Here is a 23,840-nt window from a genome sequence, read left to right as displayed (position 1 = left end):
ATGGATTCCGACGGATGAGGAGCAGATGTTCGACAGCAAGGGCCTGGAGGTGCTCCCGCCCACGGAGTGTCTGCGGCTGCTCGGCCAGGCGCCGATCGGCCGGATCGTGTTCACCGAACAGGCACTGCCCGCGGTCCAGCCGGTCCACTACGCACTGGACGGAGACTCGGTGGTGATCCGGACCACCGTGGGCTCCAAACTCGCCGCCGCGGCGCGGAACTCGATCGTGGCCTTCGAGGTCGACCAGATCGACGCCGGCCACGAGGTGGGCTGGAGCGTGACCGTCGTGGGACATGCGGAGATGGTCACCGAGGCCAAGGAGATCGACCGGCTCGCGGGTCTCTCCCTCCACTCGTGGTCGCCGGCCGAGCCGACGCACTTCATCCGGGTCCGGATGGAGATGATCCGCGGCCGCCGGCTCGTACCGCACCCTCCGGCGCACGAGGCCGCACAGGAGCCCACACAGGAGGCCGCGCAGGAGCCCACGACGGGGACCGCCTGAACCCGGCTTCGGCACCGTCACCGCTCAGCGCAACCGGGGATTGCCCCTCGCAACCGAAGGTTGACGCCCAGCGCAACCAGAACTTGACGCTCAGCGCAGCCAGGGGTTGCGGCGTACGACCGGGTGGTTCGCCCAGGTCCGCCCGAACCCCCACACCTCACCGGCCGCGGTGCCGGCACACACCATCAGCGCCACCACTGCCAGGAGACCGGGAACGAGCCAGCCACCCGTACCGGCCACCCCGAGCACCAGCGCACCTCCCACCAGTGCTGCACCCCGCAGGCACACGCCGAGCAGCACCGCCGCGGCGACCGCGGCGAGTCCGGCGAACACCGCGACCCGGAACCAACCGGACTCTCCTACCCAGCCGACATGATTCGGGGCGATCCCCGCCGGGTATCGGCTGGCGAGGGCGTCCTCCACGAGCATCCAGACACACAGAGCACCGGTCGCCAGACGGAGCACGGCAAGCCAGCGCCCCGCGCCGGCACCCGGCCGCGGCCGGGAGGTGGCCATGGGGACCAACCGCGACTCCGTTCGGTGGCCTGGTCGCGCCGGTGCGGCGGACCGATCGGCGCGCCACTGCGCCCCACCGTGGGTCCCGCGCCCGCCGGGTCCGCTCTGGCTTCCCCGTCTGTCCTGCCCGGCCTGCCCGTCCTGCCCGCTCTGCCGGGGCGGCCCACTCTGCCCGGCCCGCACCCCGCGCGGCCGTCCCCCGCGTCCAGGGCGGCTCGGCGCCGGCCGGGTGACGGCTCCGGCCGTACGCACCGACTCGACAGGAAAGTCGCGGGTTCGTTGCCGGGGAATCGTCGGCCGTGCGGTATCCCCACCGGAAGCGGACATGACCCCTCCTTCGGCCCGTGGGCGGTACACGACAGGACAACTCTGGGAAAGTCCGGGTCTGTGGCGCCGGTGCCCAAGGTCACAGGAAACGCGCCGATGGTCCCCCGGCGGGTCCTGCGCCCGGTGGTGTCGCCGCCCAGGTCACGCCGCCGGGGCAACGGAGTTCGCGGGTAGCCTTGGCGATAGAACGCCGAAGGAAATCGAGTATTTCATCATTTCCAGACAATTCTGGCCCGAGACAAGAGTACCGGCGGAGCAATTTTGCGCTCTCGCCGGTTCTCATACTGCAATTTGCTCCGTGGCCGAGTTGAGGCGCCGGTACGTGGATATATCCGAACCGACACGATCGCATACGGAGTTCCGGAGCACACCGAGCCTTTTGTCCGACAGATTGTCCACGGGACGGTCGACCAGGCTGGTCACCGGTTTGTCGGCCGGATTGCCCGATGGATTTCCGGGTGGATTGCCGGGTGGATTCCGCAGAGACAAGGCAGCGCACTCGTGCCGTAGTGACCGACGTCGCGAAATGCGGGTGTGGTCTAGCCTGAGATGTGGCTTCACCGGGAGGAGGCTCGATGGACGCGGAGACGACGCCGGGTCCTGAGCGACCCAGGGAAGTCCAGTCCGCACAGGACCTGTTGCTGCCGGACCTCAGCAGGCTTCGCCTGGAAACCCTGCTGCGTGAGCTTGTCGACCGCGCGGACCAGTTGGTCGAGAACGAACGCCGGGTGCACCGCCTTCTGGACGCGGTCGTCTCGGTGGCGAGCAACCTGTCCTTGCCGGAGGTTCTGGAACGAATCGTGCGTTCGGCCTGTGATCTGGTGAGCGCGCGTTACGGCGCACTCGGGGTGATCGGTCCCGACCGCACCCTGAGCGAGTTCACCTACACCGGCTTCACCGAGGAGATGCGCCGCAACATCGGCCACCTGCCGACCGGCAAGGGAATCCTCGGGCTGCTCATCAACGAGCCGCACCCCATTCGGCTGCACGACCTTTCCCGGCACCCGAACTCCTCCGGTTTCCCGCCCAACCACCCGCCGATGAGGTCATTCCTCGGCGTTCCGGTGATGGTCCGCGGAGAGGCGTTCGGCAACCTTTATCTCACCGAGAAGGTGGGCGGCGGCGACTTCACCGACGAGGACGAGGAAGTCGTCGTCGCGCTGGCCGCGGCCGCCGGTATCGCGATCGAGAACGCCAGCCTGTACGACATGTCCCGGCGGCGTGAGGCCTGGCTCATCGCGTCCACCGAGATCACCGCCCACCTGCTGTCCGGCGCCTCGCTCGGGGAGACTCTCGACCTGATCGTCGAGCGTGCCCGCGCGGTGGCCAGCGCCGAGCTCGCGATGCTCGCCCTGGTCGACGAGGAGGGCGGCGACCTGGTGCTGGAGGCGGTGGCCGGCCCGCAGGCCGACCGGTTGCGCAACGAGCGGGTCTCCACCGTCGGAACCCCGATCGGTGACGTCCTGCTCACCAGCCGGCCCTACGTCTACGACGGCGACGCGGCCTCGCTCGGATGGGACGACGGCGGCGGGCGGGCGGCCCAGCTCAAGGGCGGCTCGATGCTGTTCGTCCCGCTCGCGTCCGGTCCGCACATGCTGGGCGTGCTGATCGTCACCCGGCCCGACGGCCAGGCCGGCTTCGACTCCACCGACATGCACATGGTGACGACCTTCGCCGGGCACGCCGCGCTGGCGCTGGAGTTCGCCCGGGCGCAGGAGGATCGCGGCCGGCTGGCGGTGTTCGAGGACCGCGACCGGATCGCCCGCGACCTGCACGACCACGTGATCCAGCGGCTGTTCGCGGTCGGGCTCGGGCTGCAGGGCATCTCCCGCCAGGTGGTGCGCGTCGACCTCGCCGACCGGGTGAGCGGGTACGTCCGCGACCTCGACACCACGATCCAGGAGATCCGGCGGACGATCTTCTCCCTGCAGGAACGCGCCACCGACCGTCGCAGCCTGCGCGGTCAGGTGCTGGAGATCGCCCAGGACGCGGCCTCCTCGCTGGGGTTCGAGCCGCGGGTGGCGCTGGAGGGCCCGCTGGACTCCGCGGTGCCCGACAGCCTGCGCCCGGAGGTCCTGGCCACCCTGCGCGAGGCGCTGGCCAACGTCGTACGCCACGCCCACGCCAGCCACGCCGACGTGCTGATCCAGGCCGACGTGGGGCACCGGATGTTCCAGCTGCACGTCACCGACAACGGCGTGGGCATCCCCGCCGACCCGCCGCGCCGCAGCGGCCTCACGAACATGGCAGAGCGCGCCCGCCGATGCGGCGGCAACCTCACGGTGGAGCCGGGAGCCCAGGGCGGAACGGTGCTCATCTGGCAGGTGCCGCTCAAGCAGTAGGTCCCCCCTCAGGCAGCGGGTCCCGGCCGGCCGCCGGGTGGCGGGATGATCACCACCGGGCAGTTGGCGCCGCGCGCACACCGCTGGGCCACCTCGCCCAGCAGCAGGCCACGGTGCCTGTCGGCGCCCTCCGCGCCCACCACCAGCAGCTCCGCGTCCTCCGACGCCCTGATCAGGACCTGGTCGGCGGTGCCCTCCTCGACCTGGCCCTCGGCGTCGACGCGGCGGTCCCGCAGCTGGTTCACCTGCTCCCACAGGTCCCCCACGGTGTCACCCACCGACCGGGCCCGGTAGCGCCGGGACTCCACGGTGAGCACCGAACCCACCACCGGCTCGCGGACGTGCAGAAGGACCAGCCGGGCGCCCCTGCGGGCACACTCCTCGGCCGCCCACTCCACGGCGGCCTCCGCGGAGGCCGAACCGTCCACCCCGACCACCACGAACGGGCGCCCGGCGGTGGAGCCGGCGACCACCGGCGCGTCCTCGGGCCGGGCCTCGCGCCGCGCCGCCGGGACTGCCGTGGTCTCGCTCATGGTCGCCTCCCCCGCAGGACGGATCCCCCGCGCCACCACCTTCCCGCGGGATGCGTACGGCCACTCAGAGCCCTAGTGCCCCACCGGGGCACGCCGATGGTCGCCGGAGGGGCGTGGCTCCGGCGAGCGGACCGGTCGCGCTCCGGTAACGAACGGGAGGCGGAACGAGGGGCGAAACAGGTGCCCCCGTAACGGTTCGGCCAAAACTCACTTCGCGATGAGCCGCTCACCGAACGTCGATCCGCTCCGGAGTCACACTGTCCACGTAGGGATGCGGTATCCGACGGTTGTACCCTTCGCCCGGTGCCCTGCGAGATGGACGCCCCGCCGGAAGGGGTGCCTGATTTCTCACTCGGGACAACAGGCCTTACCGTGTTCCAGTTCAATCAGCTCGACATTGTTGTGTCCGCGTTGCGCGCGCATGCCCACATGCGAAGGCGTCCGCCGGCACCGCAATGCCCCCATAGGAGGTGACAAGGCCGTATGTTCGCTTCACGGAACGGCCAACGTCGATACCGGCATTGGGCGGCCGTGAGTGGTTTGTGCGTCCTCGCTCTCGTGGCTGCTGCGTGCAGCCAGGGCACAACGCCTTCTGCTCCGACGACCACTGCTGCCGGAAAGCCCGTCAAGGGCGGCACGCTCAACATGTTGGGCTCCGGCGACGTTGACTACATGGACCCCAACATCAGCTACTACTCCGTCGGCTACCTCGGCCTGCGGATGTGGAGCCGGCAGCTGTTCACCTACCCCGCCGAGAACGGCAAGGTGACCACCTCGGTGCCCGACCTGGCGGAGGCGATTCCCACCGCCGACAACAAGGGCATCAGCGCCGACGGCAAGACCTACACGATCTCGATTCGCCAGGGCGCGCAGTGGAACAGCTCGCCGGCGCGTCAGGTCACCGCGGCCGACGTGGTCCGGGGGGTCAAGCGCACCTGCAACCCCGTCCAGCCCTTCGGTGGACTGCCGAACTACGCCGACCTGATCGTCGGCTTCCAGAAGTTCTGCGACGGTTTCGCCAAGGTCGGCCAGAAGCCCGCGGATCTGGCGAAGTACATCAACGACACCCCGCTTCCGGGTGTCGTCGCCAAGGACGAGCGCACGGTGGTCTTCAAGCTGAACCACCCCGCGAGCTACTTCGTGGACATGCTGACGCTGCCGGCGTTCTCCCCGGCGCCGAAGGAGTTCCTGAAGTACGCCCCGGCCAGCCTCGACCTGGCCAAGAACACGCTCTCGAACGGTCCGTACGCCATCAAGTCGTACTCCCCGACCAAGCAGATCGTGTTCGAGCGCAACCCCGCCTGGAAGGCTTCCAGCGACCCGGTGCGCAAGGCCTACGTCGACAAGATCGTCGTCAACCAGACGGTCAGCCAGGAGTCCACGCAGCAGCAGCTGCAGACGAACAGCCCGAACGCCGACATGGAGTGGGACAACTACCCGCCGCCGTCGACGCTGCCGCAGCTGATCGCCAAGAAGGACCCCAACCTCAACCTCGGTGAGACCGGTTCGTCGAACCCGTACATCGTGTTCAACACGGTGTCGCCGAGCAACAACGGCGCTCTGAAGAAGCCCGAGGTTCGCCAGGCGCTGTCGTACGCCATCAACCGTACGAACATCATCCAGTCGCTCGGTGGCCCGAAGGTCGACCCGCCGCTGACCCACGTGCTGCCGAGCAGCATCGTCGGCAGCAAGGACTTCGACCCGTACCCGCACAACGTGGCCAAGGCGAAGCAGCTGCTGGCCAAGGCGGGCTACAAGAACGGCATGACGCTGAAGTTCGTGTACCGCAACGCCTCCGAGGGCGGCCGCAAGACGTTCGCGACCGTGCAGCAGGACCTCAAGGCGATCGGCGTCACCGTCAAGGGTGTCCCGGTTCCCAACGCGGACTTCTACACGAAGTACATGCAGGCGCCGAGCGTCACCAAGCGCGGTGTCTGGGACGTGTCCCTGGCCGGATGGGGTTCGGACTGGTACGGCAACGCCGCACTGTCCTTCTTCGCCCCGCTGTTCTCCGGCAAGCCGTCGTTCCCGCCCGTGGGCAGCAACTTCGGCTTCTACGAGAACCCCGCGGTCAACAAGCTCATCACGAAGGCCTCGACCGCCAAGGACGAGTCCACCGCGGGGAGCCTGTGGGCGCAGGCCGACCAGCAGGTCATGAAGGACGCGCCGTTCTTCCCGATCACCAACCCGGTGCAGGCCAACTACCACGCATCGCAGACGAAGAACACCGTCTACCTTCCGTCCCTGCAGAACTTCGACCCGACCAACATCTGGTTGGAGCAGGGCAAGCAGGGCGGCTGACCCCCCACGGAGGAGGGCGCCCGGCCGAACCGGCCGGTGCGCCCTCCTTCGCCTGATGGAGATTCCCGTGGTCGACAACATCGACAACTCCGCCAACGCCGCGCCGGACACCCACCGGAACGGCACCTCTCCGCTGCTTTCCGTCCAGGACCTCAAGGTGTCCTTCAAGACCCCGGACGGCGTCGTACAGGCCGTACGCGGCATCTCCTTCGACGTGGAGCGCGGCAAGACCCTCGCCATCGTCGGCGAGTCCGGTTCGGGCAAGAGCGTCTCCACCCAGACCGTCGTGGGCCTGACCCGGGGCGCGAAGGTCAGCGGACAGGCGCTCTTCGAGGGCCGTGACCTGCTCACCATGAGCAAGGAGGACCTGCGCCGGGTTCGAGGCGCGAAGATCGGCATGATCTTCCAGGACTCCCAGTCCAGTCTTCACCCCTACTACCGCGTGGGCTGGCAGATCAGCGAGATGATCCGCGCCCACGACCGGTCGATCTCGAAGTCCGCGGCACGCGAACGCTCGATCGAGCTGTTGCGCCGGGTCGGCATCCCCAGGCCCGACCGCCGCGTCGACGACTTCCCCCACCAGTTCTCCGGCGGTATGCGCCAGCGCGCGATGATCGCGATGGCGATGGCGCTGGATCCCGTGCTGCTGGTCGCCGACGAGCCCACCACCGCCCTCGACGTCACCGTCCAGGCGCAGGTGCTGGAGGTCATGGCCGACCTGCAGGCGGAGTTCGGCACGGCGCTGATCATGATCACCCACGACCTCGGCGTGGTCGCCGACGTCGCCGACGAGGTGGCGGTGATGTACGCCGGGCGCATCATGGAGCGCACCGGCCGGCGGGAGCTGTTCTACCGCCACCACCACCCCTACACCGAGGGCCTGATCGGCTCGCTGCCCGCCGAGAGCGGTGAGCGGCAACGGCTGCGGCCCATCTCCGGCGCCCCGCCGAGCCTGATCAGCCCGCCGTCCGGCTGCCCCTTCCACCCGCGGTGCCCGTACGCCTTCGACCAGTGCCGGTCGGAGACCCCGCCACTGCAGGAGGTGTTCGGCGACCGGGCGCACCACAGCGCGTGCTGGCTGCCGACCGACGAGGCCGGCCGCGGCGAGGCACGGGCCGCCCTTACGTCCAGCACGACGAGCACCAGGTGAGGCGATCGGTGAACGCCAGCGACACATCGAACAGCACGCCGAGGGCCACCGCGACCCCACGCGGAGGTACCGACCACGACGTGCTGCTGGAGGTGAACGACCTCCACAAGTGGTTCCCGGTCCGATCCGACCGGCTGTTCCGGCGCGGCAAGGAACACGTGCAGGCAGTCGACGGCGTCGACCTGCAGGTGCGAGCCGGTGAAACGCTCGGCCTGGTGGGTGAGACCGGCTGCGGCAAGTCGACCCTCGCGCGGTGCATGACCCGGCTGTACGACGTGACGTCGGGCCGGATCACCTTCGACGGAACCGACATCACCTCCCTGTCGCGCCGGGAGCTGCGGCCGATGCGCCGGGAGATCCAGATGATCTTCCAGGACCCGTACGGCTCGCTGAACCCCCGCCGCCGGGTCGGCTCGATCATCGGCGACCCGTTCTCCATCCACGGCGTCGGCGACGGACCCGAGCGCAAGCGCAAGGTCCAGGAGCTGATGGAGCTCGTCGGCCTCAACCCCGAGCACTACAACCGCTTCCCCGCGGAGTTCTCCGGCGGCCAACGCCAGCGCATCGGCGTGGCCCGCGCGCTGGCGATGCGGCCGAAGCTGATCGTGTGCGACGAGCCGGTCTCCGCGCTGGACGTGTCGATCCAGGCGCAGATCATCAACCTGCTGGCCGACCTGCAGCAGGAGTTCAACCTGACCTACGTCTTCATCGCCCACGACCTGTCGGTGGTACGCCACGTCAGTGACCGGATCGCGGTGATGTACCTCGGCAAGGTGATCGAGGTCGCCGACGCGGACAACCTGCACGCGGCGCCGCGCCACCCCTACACCAACGCGTTGCTGTCGGCGGTTCCGCTGGCCGACCCGGACCTCGCCGACCGGCGGGAGCGGATCATCCTGCGCGGCGACGTGCCCTCGCCGCTCAACCCGCCGTCCGGTTGCCGGTTCCACCCGCGCTGCCCGAAGGCCGCCGACACGTGCGCCGGCGAGGTGCCGCCGCTGATCACCCGGCTCGACGACGGTCCGGACCACCTCGCGGCCTGCCACTTCCCGGTGCAGATCGGCGAGAGCCTCGTCGAGGCCCGGCCGACGATCGCCGCGGAACGCACCGAGTTCGCCCCCGAACTGGTGAACGGAGACCAGTCGTGAGCACCACCGAATCCCCGTACGAGCTGCAGGCCGAGCAGCCCAAGGCCTCGATCGAGGGCCGCAGCCCCTGGCGACTGGCCTGGGAGCGCCTGCGCCGCGACCGGGTGGCGCTGATCTGCTTCGTGGTCATCGTGCTGATCGTCGCGATCGCGATCTTCGCACCGCTGGTGGCGGCGATCACCGGTCACGGTGTCAACACGCAGTACCGCACCAACGGCCTGACGCCGGACGGCATGCCCAAGGGGCCGAGTAGCGAGTTCTGGCTCGGCACCGACGACCTCGGCCGCGACATCCTGGTCCGGATCGCCTACGGCGCCCGGATCTCCTTGCTGGTCGGCGTCGTCGCGACCGGCATCACCGTGGCCATCGGCGTGGTGGTGGGGCTCGCGGCCGGCTACTTCGGCGGCGTCGTCGACACCCTCCTCGCCCGGCTGGTCGACGTGGTGCTGTCCTTCCCCTTCATGCTGTTCGCCCTGGCGCTGGTGTCCATCACCGGCCCGAGCCTGAAGGTCGTCATCATCGCGATCAGCGCGTTCAGCTGGGCCTCGGTGGCCCGGATCGTGCGCGGCCAGGTGCTGTCGATACGAGAACGCGAGTTCGTCGAGGCGGCCCGCTCCCTCGGTGCCAGCGACAGCCGGATCATGTTCGTGGACGTGCTCCCGAACATCCTGGCGCCGGTGATCGTCTACACCACGCTGCTCATCCCGACGGTGATCGTGGTGGAGGCCACGCTGTCGTTCCTCGGTATGGGCGTGCCCGAGCCCACGCCGACGTGGGGCGGCATGCTGAACGAGTCGATCGCGTACTACCAGGTCGCGTGGTGGTTCATCATGTTCCCCGGGCTCGCCCTGCTGGCCACCACGCTGGCGTTCAACCTTCTCGGCGACGGCGTGCGCGACGCCTTCGATCCGAGCTCGGACCGACTCCTCGTCACCAACGAGCAGAACGCAAAGGGTGAGTGACGATGGCCCGATTCCTCCTCAAGCGGATCCTGCACGGCGTGCTGGTGCTGTTCCTCATCACCGTCGGCGTGTTCGCGATCTTCTTCGTGGCGCCCAACAACGTCGCCCGCACCCTGGCCGGTAGGCAGGCAACACCGCAGACCGTGAAGCTCATCGAGGAGCGGCTGGGTCTGGACCAGCCGGTCTGGAAGCAGTACCTCGACTTCGTGTGGAACGGGCTGCACGGCAACCTCGGCTACGACTACTACCACCAGGTGCCGGTGACCCAGATCATCGGCGGCGCGCTGCCGGCCACCATCGGCCTGGCCCTCGGTGCGGCGGTGATCTGGATGCTGCTCGGGGTGTTCAACGGCGTCGTCGCGGCGGTCCGGCCGCGCTCGATCGCAGACCGGGGCATGACCGGGTTCGCGTTGTTCTTCTACTCCATGCCGACGTTCCTGCTCGGTCTGCTGTTGCTGTACTTCCTGTACTTCCAGCTGACTCTGAAGGGTTACCCGGTCTTCCCGGCGGGCGGCTACGTACCGATCACGGAGAACCCACTGGAATGGGCGCGCCACCTGGTGCTCCCCTGGCTCACCCTGGCACTGGTCCTCGCCGCGACCTACACCCGGCTGACCCGTGGGTCGATGCTGGACGTGCTCGGTGAGGACTACATCCGTACCGCGCGGTCCAAGGGAATCTCCGAACGCCGGGTCGTCTACCGGCACGGCCTGCGCAGCGCGCTCACCCCGGTGGTGACGCAGTTCGGCATCGACCTCGGCCAGCTGGTCGGCGGTGTGGTGGTCACCGAGACGGTGTTCAGCATCGACGGCCTGGGCAAGACGGCGATCGACGCGATCAACCAGCAGGACCTGCCGGTGATCATCGGCATCGTCATCTTCGCCTCGGTGGCGGTCATCGTCGCCAACCTGCTGGTCGACATCGCCTACGCCGTCCTCGACCCGCGGGTACGCCTGAACTGACGAGTGCCGCGAACGCGCCGGGCGAACCCGCCCGGCGCGTTCGCGCTTCGCCTCATCGGTTGAACAACACCATCGCGTTCGAGTATCTCGGCCCGTCGATGGTCACCGGGTTGCCCGAGACGTAATTCACCACGGCCGAGACCCGCAGTGAGCCCCCGCAGCTCGCGGTCTGGTTCACCGGCACGCCGGTGACGGTGACGTTCGCCTTCAGGTGGTGCAGGTCGTTGGTGATCACCTTGCGGTCGGTGGTGCTCCTGGTGGCGGCGCACGGCTGCCCACTCGAGTCCAGCGCCGTCGCCTGCGCGGTGACGTCGACGGTCGACGGGCCGCCCGGGTAGGCGCCGTACTCACGCGACAGCTGGACGTCGGTCAGCACGCTCGCCGACGTCGCCCTGTCGGTGTCAACCTCGCGTTGCAGGACAGTGACGGAGTTCCGGGCGACGGCACACTGCGGCACCTCGGGATCGGGTACGGCACCGACGCAGCTGTCGCTGTCCATGAACCACTGGGTGGAGGTGCGCCCGACCGGCGTCGCGGACAGGATCGTCGTCCGCTGGTCGATGTCCAGCCGGGCGATGTCCGGCTGGACGATCGTGGTGGCCACCCCGTACATCGTGCAGGTGTAGCTGGTGGAGTTCGGCGCCTTCCACAGCCACCGCAGCCGTTCGGTGTTGACGCCGTACGCCTGTCCCAGGTGGTTCTGCACCGTCCACACCGAGCCGCCGCCGCCACCCTTCCCGAGACAGATCATCCGGGTGCCCATCATCGGCGTGCGGACGATGTTGCTCCGGCCGCCCATCTGCGCCACGAGGTACTGCGCGTCGCCCGCCTGCATCGCCAGCGGGGGAAGCCGGAGCACGGCAACCGTCGCCGTGGAGTTGGGCAGGGTGGTGGCCAGCAGGTCCTGGGTGAACACCGCGCCGCCGGCGGAGGGTTCACCCGGCACGGTCGGGACGTTCCGATGCGCGTGGATCAGCAACCCGATCCCCGCCAGCACGAGGAGCGCCAGGAGCAGGACGAGGGCCGCGGTGCGCCGGTTGATCGCTGCGGGCATCGCGGCCTCCCCTCCTCCTCGCCCCACCGGAACCCCACCAGAACCGCCGCACCGAATTCGCCCCGCCGACTTCGGTGCGACACCCAGCAAAGCCCGCTGACGTACGACGCGGCAGGTGCCGGGAGTCCCGGCACCGGCACCGGACTCCGGCGCGGATCCCTTCCGGGCAAGGAGGATCGGCGGACCCGCGCGGGGCGGAAGTCCTCGATCGCGCTGCGGACGGTTTGTTGCTCGCGGGAGCTACCTGCGTGCCGCACAAGGTGTTCGGGACCAGGTTTCGCACAGCCAGGGTCTCGCACCCAGGTTTCGCAACCAGGTTCCGGCAGCTGGTTTCGCGGCCAGGATCCCTGGTGGTCAGGCCTTTCGTGGTCGGCAGCGCACGCTCGCGGCGCGCCCGGACTTCGCGGTCGGCTCCCTCGGCAGGTGTGAGCGGGGATACCGTCGGAAAGGAGCCCGGAAAGACCTGTGGGCAGGTGGGCATGGACGCGTGGGTCGTGTGGCTGGTCGTGGCGCTGGTTTTCGGCATCGCCGAACTCCTCCGGCTCACGCTCCATCTCGCCCTGTTGTCGGGGGCGGCCCTGATGACGGCGCTGGTGGCGGCCACCGGCCTGGGTGTGTCGTTCCAGCTCGCGACGTTCGCGCTCGCCGCCCTGGCGCTGATGGTGTTCGTCCGTCCGCTCGCCCAGCACGCGCTGCGCCGGGGCCCGGTGATGCGGTCGGGCACGGCGGCCCTGGTGGGCCGGGAGGCGCTGGTCCTCCGCGAGGTGACCAGGCACACCGGACGGGTTCGGATCGGCGGGGAGGAGTGGAGTGCACGGGCGTACGACTCGACGCTGGTGATTCCCTCCGGCGCCACCGTGGACGTGATCGCGATCGAGGGCGCGACAGCGCTGGTCTACCCGCGAGAGGATCCCTGGTCGACCTGATTCCGGAGTCCCCGCCGGCGATCAGGTGGGCGCGGCTACTGGCCCGGGCAGGTTCCCGCGATCGTGGTCTTCAGCGACTCCGCCGCGGTGGCGACGCTCATCGCCGCGGTGGTGATACCGTCCACCGCCGGTGAGGACGTCGCGTTCCCCTTGCCGACCTGCTTGATCGCGGTGCTCAGCCCGCCCAGGGCGGCCGACAGCGCGTCCAACTGGGGCCGCCAGGCCGCGGACGCGGCCGACCGCAGGCCCTTCAGGTCGGAGCGGACGGCGTTCAGTTTGCGTTCCACGCCGTTGGTTCCCTCCGCGCGCACGTCGACGTTCTTCAACGCGGTCAGCGAGGACTGCAACTGCTTCGCCTCCCTGCACACCGCGGCGTTCGCGGTGCCCGACGGCGACGCCGAGGACGCGGACTCGGTGGCCGGGCTCGCCGTGGACGACGAGCCGCCCGAGCCGCCGCAGCCGGCGAGGACGATCGCGCACAGCAGAATCAGACCGGCCGGCGCCGCGAGGCGCGCCGCCCGTCGCGGCCCGGCCACGGCCGCGCGGGTCGAGGATCTCCGCATGTCGGGCTCCTTTCCGCGGGGTCCCCGGCACTCGCACCATCGGCGTGACCACCCGGAGACACACTCCAGACCGCTGATACCCAGGCTGCGGCGTGCCGACCCCTCACGCAGCCGCGGTCACCACCCCAGCCATGTCCAAGCCACCACCCCGGCCGCCACGGCGAACCGGAATCTGCGCGAGGATCTGGGCATGAGCCGACAGCCCGGGCATCCCGACCCCATCGACCTGCTCGACGTCGCCGCCCTGCTCACCGAAGAGGAGCGGGCGATCCAGGCGACCGTACGCCGCCTCCTGGCCGAGCACGCCGAGCCCCACGTCGGCGAGTGGTTCGAGCGCGCGGAGTTCCCGCGGGCGCTGGTGCCGCGGTTCGCCGAGCTGGGCCTGCTCGGCATGCATCTGGACGGCTACGGCTGCGCCGGCACCAACGCGGTGAGCTACGGCCTGGCCTGCCTGGAGCTGGAGGCGGTCGACAGCGCCCTGCGCAGCTTCGTGTCCGTGCAGGGCTCGCTGGCGATGTACGCGTTGTGGCGGTTCGGATCGCAGCGCCAGAAGGAGGAGTGGCTGCCGGCGATGGCCGCCGGAAGGGCCATCGGGTGTTTCGGCCTGACCGAACCCGACCACGGAAGCGACCCCGCCGCCATGGCCACCATCGCCCGCCGCACCGACGCCGGCTGGCTGCTGAACGGCACGAAGATGTGGATCACCAACGGCGGCATCGCCGATGTGGCGATCGTGTGGGCACGTACGGAATCCGGCGTGCGAGGCTTCTGCGTACCCCGCGACACCCCCGGCTTCAGCACCCGCGACATGCACCACAAGCTGTCGCTGCGGGCGTCGGTGACCTCGGAGCTCATCCTGTCCGACTGCGAGCTGCCCGAGGACGCGATCCTCCCGGAGGCGGCCGGCCTGCGCGCTCCCCTGGCCTGCCTGAACGAGGCGAGGTTCGGAATCGTGTGGGGTGCCCTCGGCGCAGCGCGGTCGTGCCTCGCGACCGCGGTCGACTACGCCCGCGAACGCACGCAGTTCGGCCGGCCGGTGGCGGGGTTCCAGCTCACCCAGGAGAAGCTCGTCGAGATGGCGCTGGAGCTCAACAAGGGGATGCTGCTCGCGCTCCACCTCGGCCGCCGCAAGGACGCCGGGGAGCTACGACCGGACCAGGTGAGCTTCGGCAAGCTCAACAACGTCCGCGCCGCGCTGCAGATTGCCAGGACCGCCCGGACCATCCTGGGCGCGAACGGCATCTCGCTGGAGTATCCCGTGCTGCGGCACGCCAACAACCTGGAGTCGGTCCTCACCTACGAGGGAACCAGCGAGATCCACACGCTGGTCCTCGGCGAGGCGATCACCGGGTTGCCGGCGTTCCGCTGACGCGCTGACGGGGTTGGGCCGGCCCCGCGTCCGGTCACCAGCGGTCGTGCACCTGCGGGCGGATCAGCTCGTCGTACACCGCGCGGATCTCGTCGTGCGCCCCGGCGGTGAGCCGGGGCAGCTCGGCGGCGCCGGCGTTGGACCACACCTGCACGGGATTGCGGGCGCCCGGGATGACGGCGCTCACCGCCCGCTGGTCGAGGATCCAGCGCAACGCGACCTGGGCCAGTGACGCCTTGGCCGGCACCAGCGGCTCCAGCCGGCCGGCCGCCTCCACCCCGGTGGCGAAGTCGACGCCGGCGAACGTCTCACCGACGTCGAACGCCGAGCCGTCGCGGTTGTACGTACGGTGGTCGTCGTCGCCGAACCGGGTGGACGCGTCGTACTTGCCCGACAGCAGCCCGCTGGCCAGCGGCACCCGCGCGATGATCCCCACCCCCGCACGGGCGGCGGCCGGGAGCACCTCCTCCAGCGGCTTGCGCCGGAAGGCGTTCAGGATGATCTGCACGGTCGCCACGCCCGGCCGCTCGATCGCGGTCAGCGCCTCCGCGCAGGTCTCCACGCTCACGCCGTACGCCTCGATGCGTTCCTCGGCCACCAGGGTGTCCAGCGCGTCGTAGACGGCGTCGTTTCCGTAGACCGGCGTCGGCGGGCAGTGCAACTGCACCAGGTCGAGCCGGTCGACGCCGAGGTTCTCCCGCGAGCGGTCGGTCCAGGCACGGAAGTTGTCGAGGGTGTAGTGGCTCGGGTCCAGCGGTGCGCGCCGGCCCATCTTGGTGGCGACCGTGATGTCCGCCTCGGGCCGCTGGCGGAGCAGGCGTCCGATCACCCGCTCGCTGCGGCCGTCGCCGTACACGTCGGCGGTGTCGATGAACGTCACTCCGGCGTCGACGGCGGCGTTGAGCACAGCCAGCGCCTCGGCCTCGGTGACCTCTCCCCAGTCGCCTCCCAGCTGCCAGGCCCCCAGCCCGACAACCCCCACCTTGCGACCCGTTCGTCCGAGATTACGAAGTTCCACGGGCGAGAGCCTACGGCCCGGCGAACGTACTCGCAGGTAGCGGAGGGAACCCCCGGCGCCCACCGATCGTTGCGGCGCCCGCGCGGACAGCCTTCCCGGCACACCGCGGGCAGGACCTTCGGCACTACGCCCGATGGTGGCCGCGCACCAAGAATCGGGTCGCGAGGGGGGATGGACATGACCGAGACGCAGGGGAACCCGACCGGATCCGGCACCCGCCAGGAGACCGGCCGCACACAGCCGGCCGGCAAGCGTGCCCCGCGCAGGACGGCTCCCGGTAAGCGGACCACGAGCCCCGCCATCCCGGGTCAGCGGGCACCGCACCCGGAGGAACACCGCACGTCGCGCACCGGCACCGGCACCGGCACCAGGAAGGCGGCCGGCACGCAGCGGAAGGCCACTGCCAAGAAGGCCGCCGCCAAGGGAGCCGCGAAGAAGACCACCACCCGGAAGACGGCGGCCCGGAAGACGGCCACCGGAGGCACCGCGACCAGGCGGACCACCCGGAAGACCGCCGCGACCCGCACCCGGGGCGCCGGCCTGCCGGGTCTGTCCGGGCTACCCGGGCTGTCGGGCCTGAGCAGGCTGCCCGAGGTCGCCGGCCGCGCGCACCTCCCCGAGGTGCACGCCCCGAAGAACCTGCCCACCCCGTCGCTGCCGTCCATGCCCTCGTTGCCGTCGTTGCCGTCGCTGCCCGAGGTCACGATCGACGAGAAGACCGGCCGGATGCTGTGGTACGGCGGGCTGGCGGCGGCCGCCGCGTTCGGCGTGGTCGACTGGCCGGTGGCCGGCCTGGTCGCGGTCGGTTCGTTCGTCCTCAACCGGCGGCTGCGGGCCGCCCGCGAGGAGCAGGCACGTGGGCGGCGTGCGGGCACCCGGGCGCGCTCACGCACCCGCCCGCAGAGCAGCGGGTCCCGCAGGCCACACAGCCGGTCCCAGGCCGGGACCGGAAGCCGCCGGGGAAGCCGGACGGCGCACGGGGCCTGACCACACACCCGCGGCGCCCGGGGCCTGACCACACCCGCGGCGCCCTGGGGTGGACATGCGACCCGAGGCTGGTTCGCTCGGCAGCCCGCGTGGGTTCGAAGCCGCTTTCGCCCGCGTTCGGCCAGTGTCGGTGCTGTTTGGTAGATGTTTGATCGACGCTGTCCCCAATGTGACATGGACCTCAGTAGCTTTTCATCGAGGGACTGGCACGCCAGGATCGGAGTTCGAACATGACCACGAATCCGGCGCGACCCGCAGTCGGACGACCGCAGGAGAAACCCATGACGGACACTGCCGAGGTCGTCTCGTGTGATTCGGTGCACGGCCACATCGGGCGGATCTGCTTCAAGACCGGGCCCCCCACCACGGTCGGCACCGAAATCGAATGGCTCGTCGTCTCCCCAGATCATCCGCGTGAGCTCGTCCCTCTCGACCTGCTCCGCACCACGCTCGACCAGGCCGGGCCTCCGCCCGGCGGCAGCACCGTCACCTTCGAACCCGGCGGCCAGGTGGAGCTGAGTTCAGCTCCCGCCCCCGGAGTCACCGCCTGCTGGTCCTCTCTGCAGGCCGACATCGACCACCTGCGCGCGGCCCTGGCCACACTCGACCTGCGGCTGCTGTGGACCGCCATCGACCCCTTCCGCGAACCCCGCCGGCAACTGTCCCATCCGCGCTACGACGCGATGGAGGCCTACTTCGACCGGCGCGGCCCCGAAGGCCGGCTGATGATGTGCTCGACCGCATCCGTCCAGGTCAACCTGGACGCCGGGACCGACGCCGCCGACATCGCGCGGCGGTGGCGGATCCTGCACGCGATCGGCCCGGCGCTGGTCGCCGCGTTCGCCAACTCTCCTCGCTTCGCCGGCCGGCAGACCGGCTGGAAGTCCGCCCGCCAGGCGGTGTGGCAGCGACTGGATCCCCGGCGTACCCGCTCGCCACACGGACCCGACCCGGTGGCCGCCTGGGCCGACTACGCCCTGGACGCACCGCTGATGATGCGGCGGGACGGCGACGGGTGGCGCAGCGACCCGGGGCTGACGTTCCGGCAGTGGCTGCACCCGGACGACGGGCACGCCCGGCACGACGGGCACGCCGGGAGCAACGGGCACGTCGGGAACGGCCGGGTGGACGGCATCGCCAACGGCCACGTCGCCCACGGGACCGACGGTTCGCCCACCACGCAGGACCTCGACTACCACCTGACGACGTTGTTCCCGCCGGTCCGCCCACGCGGGTGGTTCGAGATCCGCTACCTCGACGTGGTGCCGGCGGCCTACTGGCCGGTCCCGATGGCGGTGCTGACCGCCCTGGTGGACGATCCGCGGGCCGGCGAGCGCGCCCTGGCCGCCACCGAGCCGGTCGTCGAGGCCTGGTGGAACGCCGCCCGCGACGGGCTGGACCACCGCGGGCTGGCCCACGCCGCGCGGTGCTGCTTCGAGGTGGCGCTGGAGGTGCTGCACCGGCAGGGTGCCGAGCGCGCCGTGGTCAACCTCGTCGACGACTACCGGCTCCGCTACGTCGACCGGGGCCGATGTCCGGCCGACGACGGCACCGACCCGCTCACGTCCGATTCCGACCGGGAGGAGTCCCGATGAGCCAGTACGCAGACCTCCGCCCGTCCGCCCGCACGGCCGCCCTGCTCGCCGACGACGACCACGTGGACCCCGGCGAGTTCAAGTCGCTGGTGGCCGCGGAGCTGGAACGCGCCCGCGGGCGCAGCTTCGGGCTCACCACCGACGTCCTGGACGAGGCCGACCTGGTGGCCCAGCACTCCCGGCTGATGTCCCCGCTGGTCTGGGACCTCGCGCACGTGGGCAACTACGAGGAGCTGTGGCTGCTGCGGGCCGCCGCCGGGATCGATCCCATGCGTCCGGAGATCGACAGCCTGTACGACGCGTTCGAGCATCCCCGGTCGGAGCGGCCCACGCTGCCGCTGCTCAGCCCGGCCGAGGCCCGCGGCTACATCGACCTGGTTCGCCGCAAGGTGCTCGACTCACTGGAGTCGGTCCGGCTCTCCCCCGACAAACCGTTGCTGGACGCCGGTTTCGTCTACCGCATGGTGATCCAGCACGAGCACCAGCACGACGAGACGATGCTGGCCACCCACCAGTTGCGCCGCGGTGAACCGGTCTTCCCGCCCACCGACCAGGCGCCGGCGCCGCACGATCGCCAGGTGCTCGCACCGGAGGTGCTGGTGGAGGCGGGCGAGTTCGTCATGGGCACCTCCACCGACCGCTGGGCGCTGGACAACGAACGCCCGGCGCACACGGTGTCGCTGCCCGCGTTCTGGATCGACACCACCCCGGTGTGCAACGCCGCCTATCGCGCGTTCGTGGACGCCGGCGGCTACGACGACGAGAGGCTGTGGGACCCGGCCGGCTGGCAGTGGCGGTGCGCGTCGGGCAAGCGGGCACCGGCCTACTGGGTCCGCGACGGCGAGACCTGGCTGCGCCGGCGCTTCGGCCGGCTGGAGCCGCTCGTCGGCGACGAGGCGGTGCAGCACGTGTGCTGGTACGAAGCCGACGCCTACGCCCGCTGGGCCGGGCGCCGGCTGCCCACCGAGGCGGAGTGGGAGAAGGCCGCCTCGTGGGACCCGGTGCACGGTGTCAAGCGGCGCTTTCCCTGGGGTGACGAGCCGGGCGGGCCGGGGCACGCCAACCTCGGCCAGACCCGCTTCCACCCCACACCGGTGGGATCGTTCCCTGCCGGGGCGTCGCCGGTCGGCGCGCGGCAGATGCTCGGCGACGTCTGGGAGTGGACCTCGACCGCCTTCACCGGGCACCCGGGGTTCTGCGTCTTCCCCTACCGCGAGTACTCCGAGGTGTTCTTCGGCAACGACTACAAGGTCCTGCGCGGCGGTTCGTGGGCCAGCGACCCGGTGACCGTGCGAACAACCTTTCGCAACTGGGACTACCCCATCCGGCGGCAGATCTTCGCCGGGTTCCGCTGTGCCCGAGACGCCTAGGAGGGAGGTCCCATGTGTCGTCATCTCGCCTATCTCGGGCAGCCACGTACGCTGCAGGAGCTGGTCCTCGACCCGCCGTACTCCCTCGGAGTGCAGGCGTACGCGCCACGCCGGCAGCAACACGGCACCATCAACGTCGACGGCTTCGGGGTCGGCTGGTACACCCCCCGCCGGTCCGAGCCCGTCCGCTACCGGCGGGCCCAGCCGATGTGGGCCGACCAGTCCTTCGCCAGCCTCGCGCCCACCGTCGACGCCGGCTGCGTGGTGGCCGCGGTGCGCTCGGCCACGCCCGGCTACCCCTCGGAGGAGTCCGGAGCGGCGCCGTTCACCCACGGGCGCTGGCTGTTCAGCCACAACGGCGCGCTGGGCGACCTACCGCTGGCCCGCAAGGCGCTGCGGGACGAGGTGTCGTGGGTGCCGGACGCGCTCGCCCCGGTCGACTCCGCGCTGCTGTTCGGACTCGCCGTGGCCCGCTGGGAGAGCGGGTGCGGTCTCGGCGACGGGCTGGCCCGGGTCACCCGCGAGGTCGCCGAGCTGGGCGGTGGCCGGCTCAACCTGCTGGCCGGCGACGGCGAACGCGTCGCGGGCACGACGTACGGCGACACGTTGTTCGTGCACGAGACCGCGGACGGTGTGCTGCTGGCCTCCGAACCCTGCGACGACGACCCGGCCTGGGCACCGGTCCCGCCCCGGTCCCTGGTGGAGGTCGACCGGCATGGTGTGGTGGTCACCTCGCTGTAGTGCCGGTGGTACGAAACCCCAACCAGGCAAAGGCCGCGCAACCGGCGAAACCCTGCCCTGACGGAGTGCGTCCTGCCGGCAGGACCGGCTCAGGAACGTTCGCGCCGAGATGTACGCACCGAGACGTACGCACCGAGATACGCACCGAAAGTTCGCCTTGACGAAGGCCCGACGATGGAGGCCCGCGTGACCGTTTCCCGTGAAGCACCGGAGATCACCCGCCACCTCACCGCCGCCGACCTCGAGGCGAGCCTCGCCCACGACGTCGCCGAAGGCCTGAGCCGGACGCCGAAAACCCTTCCACCGAAGTACTTTTACGACGCGCGGGGAAGTGAGCTGTTCGAGCAGATCACCACGCTGGAGGAGTATTACCCGACTCGTACCGAAGAGTCGATCCTCGCTGCCCAGGCAACCGAGATCACCAAGCTCGCCGACGCCGACACCCTGGTGGAGCTGGGATCGGGCTCCTCGACCAAGACCAGGCTGCTCCTGGACGGGATGCGCTCGACCGGCCGGCTGGCCCGCTACGTGCCCGTGGACGTCAGTGAGAGCGCCCTGCTCGGTGCGATCGAGTCCCTGCGGGCCGACTACCCCGGGATGGCCATGCACGGCGTCATCGCCGACTTCGAACGCCACCTGGGACTGCTCCCGCAGGAGGGCACCCGCCTGGTGGCCTTCCTGGGCGGCACGATCGGCAACCTCGCACCGGCACAGCGGGCCCGCTTCCTCGGCGCGGTGCGGTCCGGGCTGGGGCCGGCCGACCGCCTGCTACTCGGCACCGGCCTGGTGACCGACCTGACGCGGCTGGTGCGGGCCTACGACGACGCGTCCGGTGTGACGGCGGAGTTCAACCGCAACGTGCTGCGGGTCGTCAACGACTCCTTGCACGCCGACTTCGAGCCGGAGGCGTTCGACCACATAGCGGTGTGGAACGCCGAGGAGGAATGGATCGAGATGCGCCTTCGGTCACGGAAGGCGCAGACGGTCCGGGTCGCCGACCTCGACCTGACGGTGGAGTTCGCCGAGGGTGAGGAGATGCGCACCGAGATCTCCGCGAAGTTCCGCCGCGAGGTCGTGGAGCGCGAGCTCACCGAGGCCGGGTTCACGCTCGAGGCGTGGTGGACCGACCCGCAGGACGACTTCGCGCTCTCCCTGGCCGCGCCCAACTGACCGCGCCGGGGTCGGCCAAACGCTCGGACCTCAGGCCGGCTCAGGCGGGCAGCACAGGGAGCAGCTCAGGCCGGCTCAGAAGCCGGGCTCAGGCGGCGCGGTCGTCGTCGCCGAGCCACGGCGAGAAGCCGTCGTCGTGCCGCTCCCAGTGGTCGAGCCCCCGGGCGAGCTCGGAGTCGGTCATCAGCACGGCGTCGAAGGCCGCCCGCACCTGCTCCTGGACGTCCTCGATCCCGGTGACCAGGATCCGGGTCTGCCGGTCACCGGCCTCCCACCGGCCGACCGTGCCGATGCTGAGTTGCCCGCCGGCGTTGTCCCAGCCGCACACCGCGTGCGGGCGGGTCGGCAGCCAGAACCACCCGCGGCTGCGCTGCCGCCCGCCGGCGAGCTCGCCGATCCGGTCGTGCAGCCGCGCGGGGTGGACCGGCCGCCACGAGGTGAGCTCCAGCGTCCACACGCCGTGGTTGTCGGCGGCGCCGGAGGGTGCGGCCCGGCGGTAGTCGCCCCGCTGGGGGCCGCAGCCGCGCGCGGGGCGGTCGAGGGTGCGGGCCAGGTCGAGGTTGTGCAGGTCGGCGCACACCGCGCTGGGCGCGGTGAGATGGCGGAGCACGGCGAGCTCGCGGGCGTCGGGCACCCGGTCGGCGCGGGTGGCCACCACGTCGGCGCACTCGATCTGGTGCGCGAGCGCCTCGCCCACCGCACGCCGGTCGTCGTCGGTCAGGGCGATGCCACGCTCGGCCAGAAGGTCGTCACCGAACAGGTCGTCGACCAGCCGGCTGAGGTCGACGACGGTCAGGACCCCGGCGAACGTCACGAGATCGGCAACCTGGCTTCCGCCGACAACGGACCCGCGCAGGGCATCGCGCACCAAACCGGGCTCGGCGGTCACCGGCAGGGACACCACGATGCGGTCCCAGCGTCCGCTGCGCGCGAGCCGCACCACGGTGGGTACGACATCCTCGCGCAGGGCGCAGCTGAGGCAGGCGTGGTCGAGCGGGACGCCGGTGTCCTCCAGCACTCCCCCGACGTCGTAGACGAGCCGGTGGAGCAGGTCGTCGTGTCCGGTACGGGCCAGGTCGTGCTGCACGACGACGCCGCGGGGGAAGTCCCACAGCACCGCCGAGGCGGCGGTCTGCCGGAGCACGCCGTCCATCGAGGCGACGACGTTGACCGGCAGTCGTTCGGTCATGAGCACCTCCAGCCCGGGCTTGCGTCGTGGGCCGCCTCGAAAAGTGTCGGACGGCAATGGGTTCAGTTTCCAGCGACGTCCACTGCCACGCAAGGCGCGACGGCACACCGACCGCGGCAATAGCCTGGACGCGAGGCGGGGGGCCATGATCGCGACAGGCGTGGCGTTGTGGGCGGGCTTGCGTGCGTGGGCAGGCGTGCCGGCGCAGGCGGGCGTGCCGGCGTGGGCAGACGTGCAGGCGCAGGCGGGCGTGCCGGTCCGGCCGGGCGGACCGGCAGCGGTGAGCGTGCACACGCCCACCGCGGACGTCGACCTCAGGCTGACGCTCGGCGGGCGCGAGACGGTGCTCTGGATGCTGGTCTCGTTCCTCGTCACGTTCATGGTGACCCGCACGGTGACGCGGCTGATCCGCTCCGGGCGCGGGCCGTTCCGGGACACCCAGCTCGGCGGGGTCCACGTTCACCACGCGGTCTACGGGATCTTCTTGATGATCGGCGCTGCCACCGCGGAGTTCGCCTACCGGCCGGAGCCGCCGGCCCAGCAGGTGGTGGCGGTGATCTTCGCCGCCGGCGCCGCGCTCACGCTGGACGAGTTCGCGCTGTGGCTCTACCTGGAGGACGTGTACTGGACCCGGGAGGGCCGCCGCTCGGTGGACGCCGTGCTGGTGGCCGCCACGATCGGGATCCTGCTGTTGCTCGGCGCGAGCCCGCTGGACACCACCGGAGCCACCGGGACAGCAGCCGCGGCCGTGGCGATCGCGACCAACCTGGCCTTTTCCCTCGTCGCCATCGCGAAGGGGAAGCTGAGCACCGGCCTGATCGGGGTGTTCGTACCGTTGGTGGCCATGATCGCAGCGTTCCGGCTGGCCAAGCCCAACTCACCCTGGGCACACCGCCTGGACGCGGAGGACTCGCGGCGGCGCGCCCGGTCCCGGGCGAGATATCCCGCCGACCGGCGCACCTGGTGGGACAACGTGAAGGACGTGATCGGCGGCCCGCCGTCTCCGCCGCCACCACCTCCGAATCCGAATCCGCCGACACCGCCGCCCTCGGCAAGCGAGGGTTGACAGGCCCACCGAGCCGCTCAACCGCATCGCCACTCAGCCGCACTGCCAC

At 70.7% G+C, this 23,840-nt stretch carries 21 protein-coding genes; 15 read left to right on the top strand and 6 right to left on the bottom strand.

What is annotated here, in order from left to right; all coding sequences use genetic code 11:
- Positions 1–25 precede the first annotated feature (25 nt).
- Positions 26–502, top strand: coding sequence for a pyridoxamine 5'-phosphate oxidase family protein (locus tag FHR37_RS10800; RefSeq protein ID WP_092884604.1), 477 nt, complete (start codon positions 26–28; stop codon positions 500–502).
- A 90-nt stretch (positions 503–592) separates the two neighbouring features.
- On the opposite strand, the gene FHR37_RS10795 is transcribed toward FHR37_RS10800, so the two are convergent.
- On the bottom strand, positions 593–1,018 hold the full coding sequence (locus tag FHR37_RS10795; RefSeq protein ID WP_092884370.1) for a hypothetical protein: 426 nt from the start codon (positions 1,016–1,018) through the stop codon (positions 593–595).
- A 902-nt stretch (positions 1,019–1,920) separates the two neighbouring features.
- On the opposite strand from FHR37_RS10795, the gene FHR37_RS10790 reads away from it, so the two are divergent.
- Positions 1,921–3,687, top strand: a complete 1,767-nt coding sequence (locus tag FHR37_RS10790; protein ID WP_092884372.1) for a GAF domain-containing sensor histidine kinase — start codon at positions 1,921–1,923, stop codon at positions 3,685–3,687.
- A gap of 8 nt (positions 3,688–3,695) precedes the next feature.
- Here the strand turns inward: FHR37_RS10790 and FHR37_RS10785 are convergent, their stop codons facing one another.
- Positions 3,696–4,220, bottom strand: a complete 525-nt coding sequence (locus FHR37_RS10785; RefSeq protein WP_092884374.1) for a universal stress protein — start codon at positions 4,218–4,220, stop codon at positions 3,696–3,698.
- A gap of 672 nt (positions 4,221–4,892) precedes the next feature.
- On the opposite strand from FHR37_RS10785, the gene FHR37_RS10780 reads away from it, so the two are divergent.
- The 5 genes from FHR37_RS10780 to FHR37_RS10760 are packed head-to-tail and all read left to right on the top strand — an operon-like array spanning position 4,893 to position 10,743.
- Positions 4,893–6,521 (top strand): ABC transporter substrate-binding protein, encoded by a 1,629-nt coding sequence (locus FHR37_RS10780; RefSeq protein WP_175542583.1) that lies wholly within the window; start codon positions 4,893–4,895, stop codon positions 6,519–6,521.
- A gap of 55 nt (positions 6,522–6,576) precedes the next feature.
- Positions 6,577–7,671 (top strand): ABC transporter ATP-binding protein, encoded by a 1,095-nt coding sequence (locus FHR37_RS10775; protein ID WP_092884378.1) that lies wholly within the window; start codon positions 6,577–6,579, stop codon positions 7,669–7,671.
- Positions 7,672–7,679: 8 nt separating this feature from the next.
- Positions 7,680–8,819, top strand: coding sequence for an ABC transporter ATP-binding protein (locus FHR37_RS10770; protein ID WP_092884380.1), 1,140 nt, complete (start codon positions 7,680–7,682; stop codon positions 8,817–8,819).
- A complete protein-coding gene (locus FHR37_RS10765) occupies positions 8,816–9,781 on the top strand; it encodes an ABC transporter permease (protein ID WP_092884382.1) in 966 nt (321 codons plus the stop codon). The genes FHR37_RS10770 and FHR37_RS10765 overlap by 4 nt, the downstream gene beginning before the upstream one ends.
- A gap of 2 nt (positions 9,782–9,783) precedes the next feature.
- Positions 9,784–10,743, top strand: a complete 960-nt coding sequence (locus FHR37_RS10760) for an ABC transporter permease (RefSeq protein WP_092884384.1) — start codon at positions 9,784–9,786, stop codon at positions 10,741–10,743.
- 52 nt (positions 10,744–10,795) lie between these two features.
- On the opposite strand, the gene FHR37_RS10755 is transcribed toward FHR37_RS10760, so the two are convergent.
- Entirely contained in the window at positions 10,796–11,797 is a 1,002-nt protein-coding gene (locus FHR37_RS10755) for a hypothetical protein (protein ID WP_092884386.1), read from the bottom strand.
- 479 nt (positions 11,798–12,276) lie between these two features.
- On the opposite strand from FHR37_RS10755, the gene FHR37_RS10750 reads away from it, so the two are divergent.
- Positions 12,277–12,723: an NfeD family protein gene (locus tag FHR37_RS10750; RefSeq protein ID WP_092884388.1), complete on the top strand. Its 447-nt coding sequence runs from the start codon at positions 12,277–12,279 to the stop codon at positions 12,721–12,723.
- A 35-nt stretch (positions 12,724–12,758) separates the two neighbouring features.
- Here the strand turns inward: FHR37_RS10750 and FHR37_RS10745 are convergent, their stop codons facing one another.
- Complete coding sequence (locus tag FHR37_RS10745) at positions 12,759–13,286, bottom strand: hypothetical protein (protein WP_092884390.1); 528 nt, start codon at positions 13,284–13,286, stop codon at positions 12,759–12,761.
- 190 nt (positions 13,287–13,476) lie between these two features.
- Between FHR37_RS10745 and FHR37_RS10740 the strand changes: the two genes are divergently transcribed.
- A complete protein-coding gene (locus tag FHR37_RS10740) occupies positions 13,477–14,655 on the top strand; it encodes an acyl-CoA dehydrogenase family protein (RefSeq protein WP_092884392.1) in 1,179 nt (392 codons plus the stop codon).
- A 34-nt stretch (positions 14,656–14,689) separates the two neighbouring features.
- Here FHR37_RS10740 and FHR37_RS10735 read toward each other — a convergent pair whose 3' ends face one another.
- Entirely contained in the window at positions 14,690–15,673 is a 984-nt protein-coding gene (locus tag FHR37_RS10735; protein ID WP_092884395.1) for an aldo/keto reductase, read from the bottom strand.
- Positions 15,674–15,850: 177 nt separating this feature from the next.
- Between FHR37_RS10735 and FHR37_RS10730 the strand changes: the two genes are divergently transcribed.
- The 5 genes from FHR37_RS10730 to egtD all read left to right on the top strand — a co-directional run bounded on the left by FHR37_RS10730 (position 15,851) and on the right by egtD (position 21,536).
- Positions 15,851–16,660, top strand: a complete 810-nt coding sequence (locus FHR37_RS10730; protein ID WP_139239027.1) for a hypothetical protein — start codon at positions 15,851–15,853, stop codon at positions 16,658–16,660.
- A gap of 281 nt (positions 16,661–16,941) precedes the next feature.
- Complete coding sequence (locus FHR37_RS10725; protein WP_092884399.1) at positions 16,942–18,255, top strand: glutamate-cysteine ligase family protein; 1,314 nt, start codon at positions 16,942–16,944, stop codon at positions 18,253–18,255.
- Positions 18,252–19,625, top strand: coding sequence for an ergothioneine biosynthesis protein EgtB (gene egtB, locus FHR37_RS10720; RefSeq protein ID WP_092884401.1), 1,374 nt, complete (start codon positions 18,252–18,254; stop codon positions 19,623–19,625). The genes FHR37_RS10725 and egtB overlap by 4 nt, the downstream gene beginning before the upstream one ends.
- 12 nt (positions 19,626–19,637) lie before the next feature.
- Complete coding sequence (gene egtC, locus FHR37_RS10715; protein WP_092884403.1) at positions 19,638–20,366, top strand: ergothioneine biosynthesis protein EgtC; 729 nt, start codon at positions 19,638–19,640, stop codon at positions 20,364–20,366.
- Positions 20,367–20,552: 186 nt separating this feature from the next.
- Positions 20,553–21,536: an L-histidine N(alpha)-methyltransferase gene (gene egtD / locus FHR37_RS10710; protein ID WP_237768872.1), complete on the top strand. Its 984-nt coding sequence runs from the start codon at positions 20,553–20,555 to the stop codon at positions 21,534–21,536.
- A gap of 88 nt (positions 21,537–21,624) precedes the next feature.
- On the opposite strand, the gene FHR37_RS10705 is transcribed toward egtD, so the two are convergent.
- Entirely contained in the window at positions 21,625–22,725 is a 1,101-nt protein-coding gene (locus FHR37_RS10705; RefSeq protein WP_139239028.1) for a CobW family GTP-binding protein, read from the bottom strand.
- Positions 22,726–22,870: 145 nt separating this feature from the next.
- Between FHR37_RS10705 and FHR37_RS10700 the strand changes: the two genes are divergently transcribed.
- A complete protein-coding gene (locus tag FHR37_RS10700) occupies positions 22,871–23,791 on the top strand; it encodes a hypothetical protein (RefSeq protein ID WP_202818153.1) in 921 nt (306 codons plus the stop codon).
- Positions 23,792–23,840 lie beyond the last annotated feature (49 nt).

The sequence above is a fragment of the Actinopolymorpha cephalotaxi genome (genome assembly GCF_013408535.1).
GTDB classification, from domain to species: Bacteria; Actinomycetota; Actinomycetes; order Propionibacteriales; family Actinopolymorphaceae; genus Actinopolymorpha; species Actinopolymorpha cephalotaxi.
The sequence above is the reverse complement of the archived record's forward strand: the minus strand, read 5'-3'. Positions and strand labels throughout refer to the sequence as shown.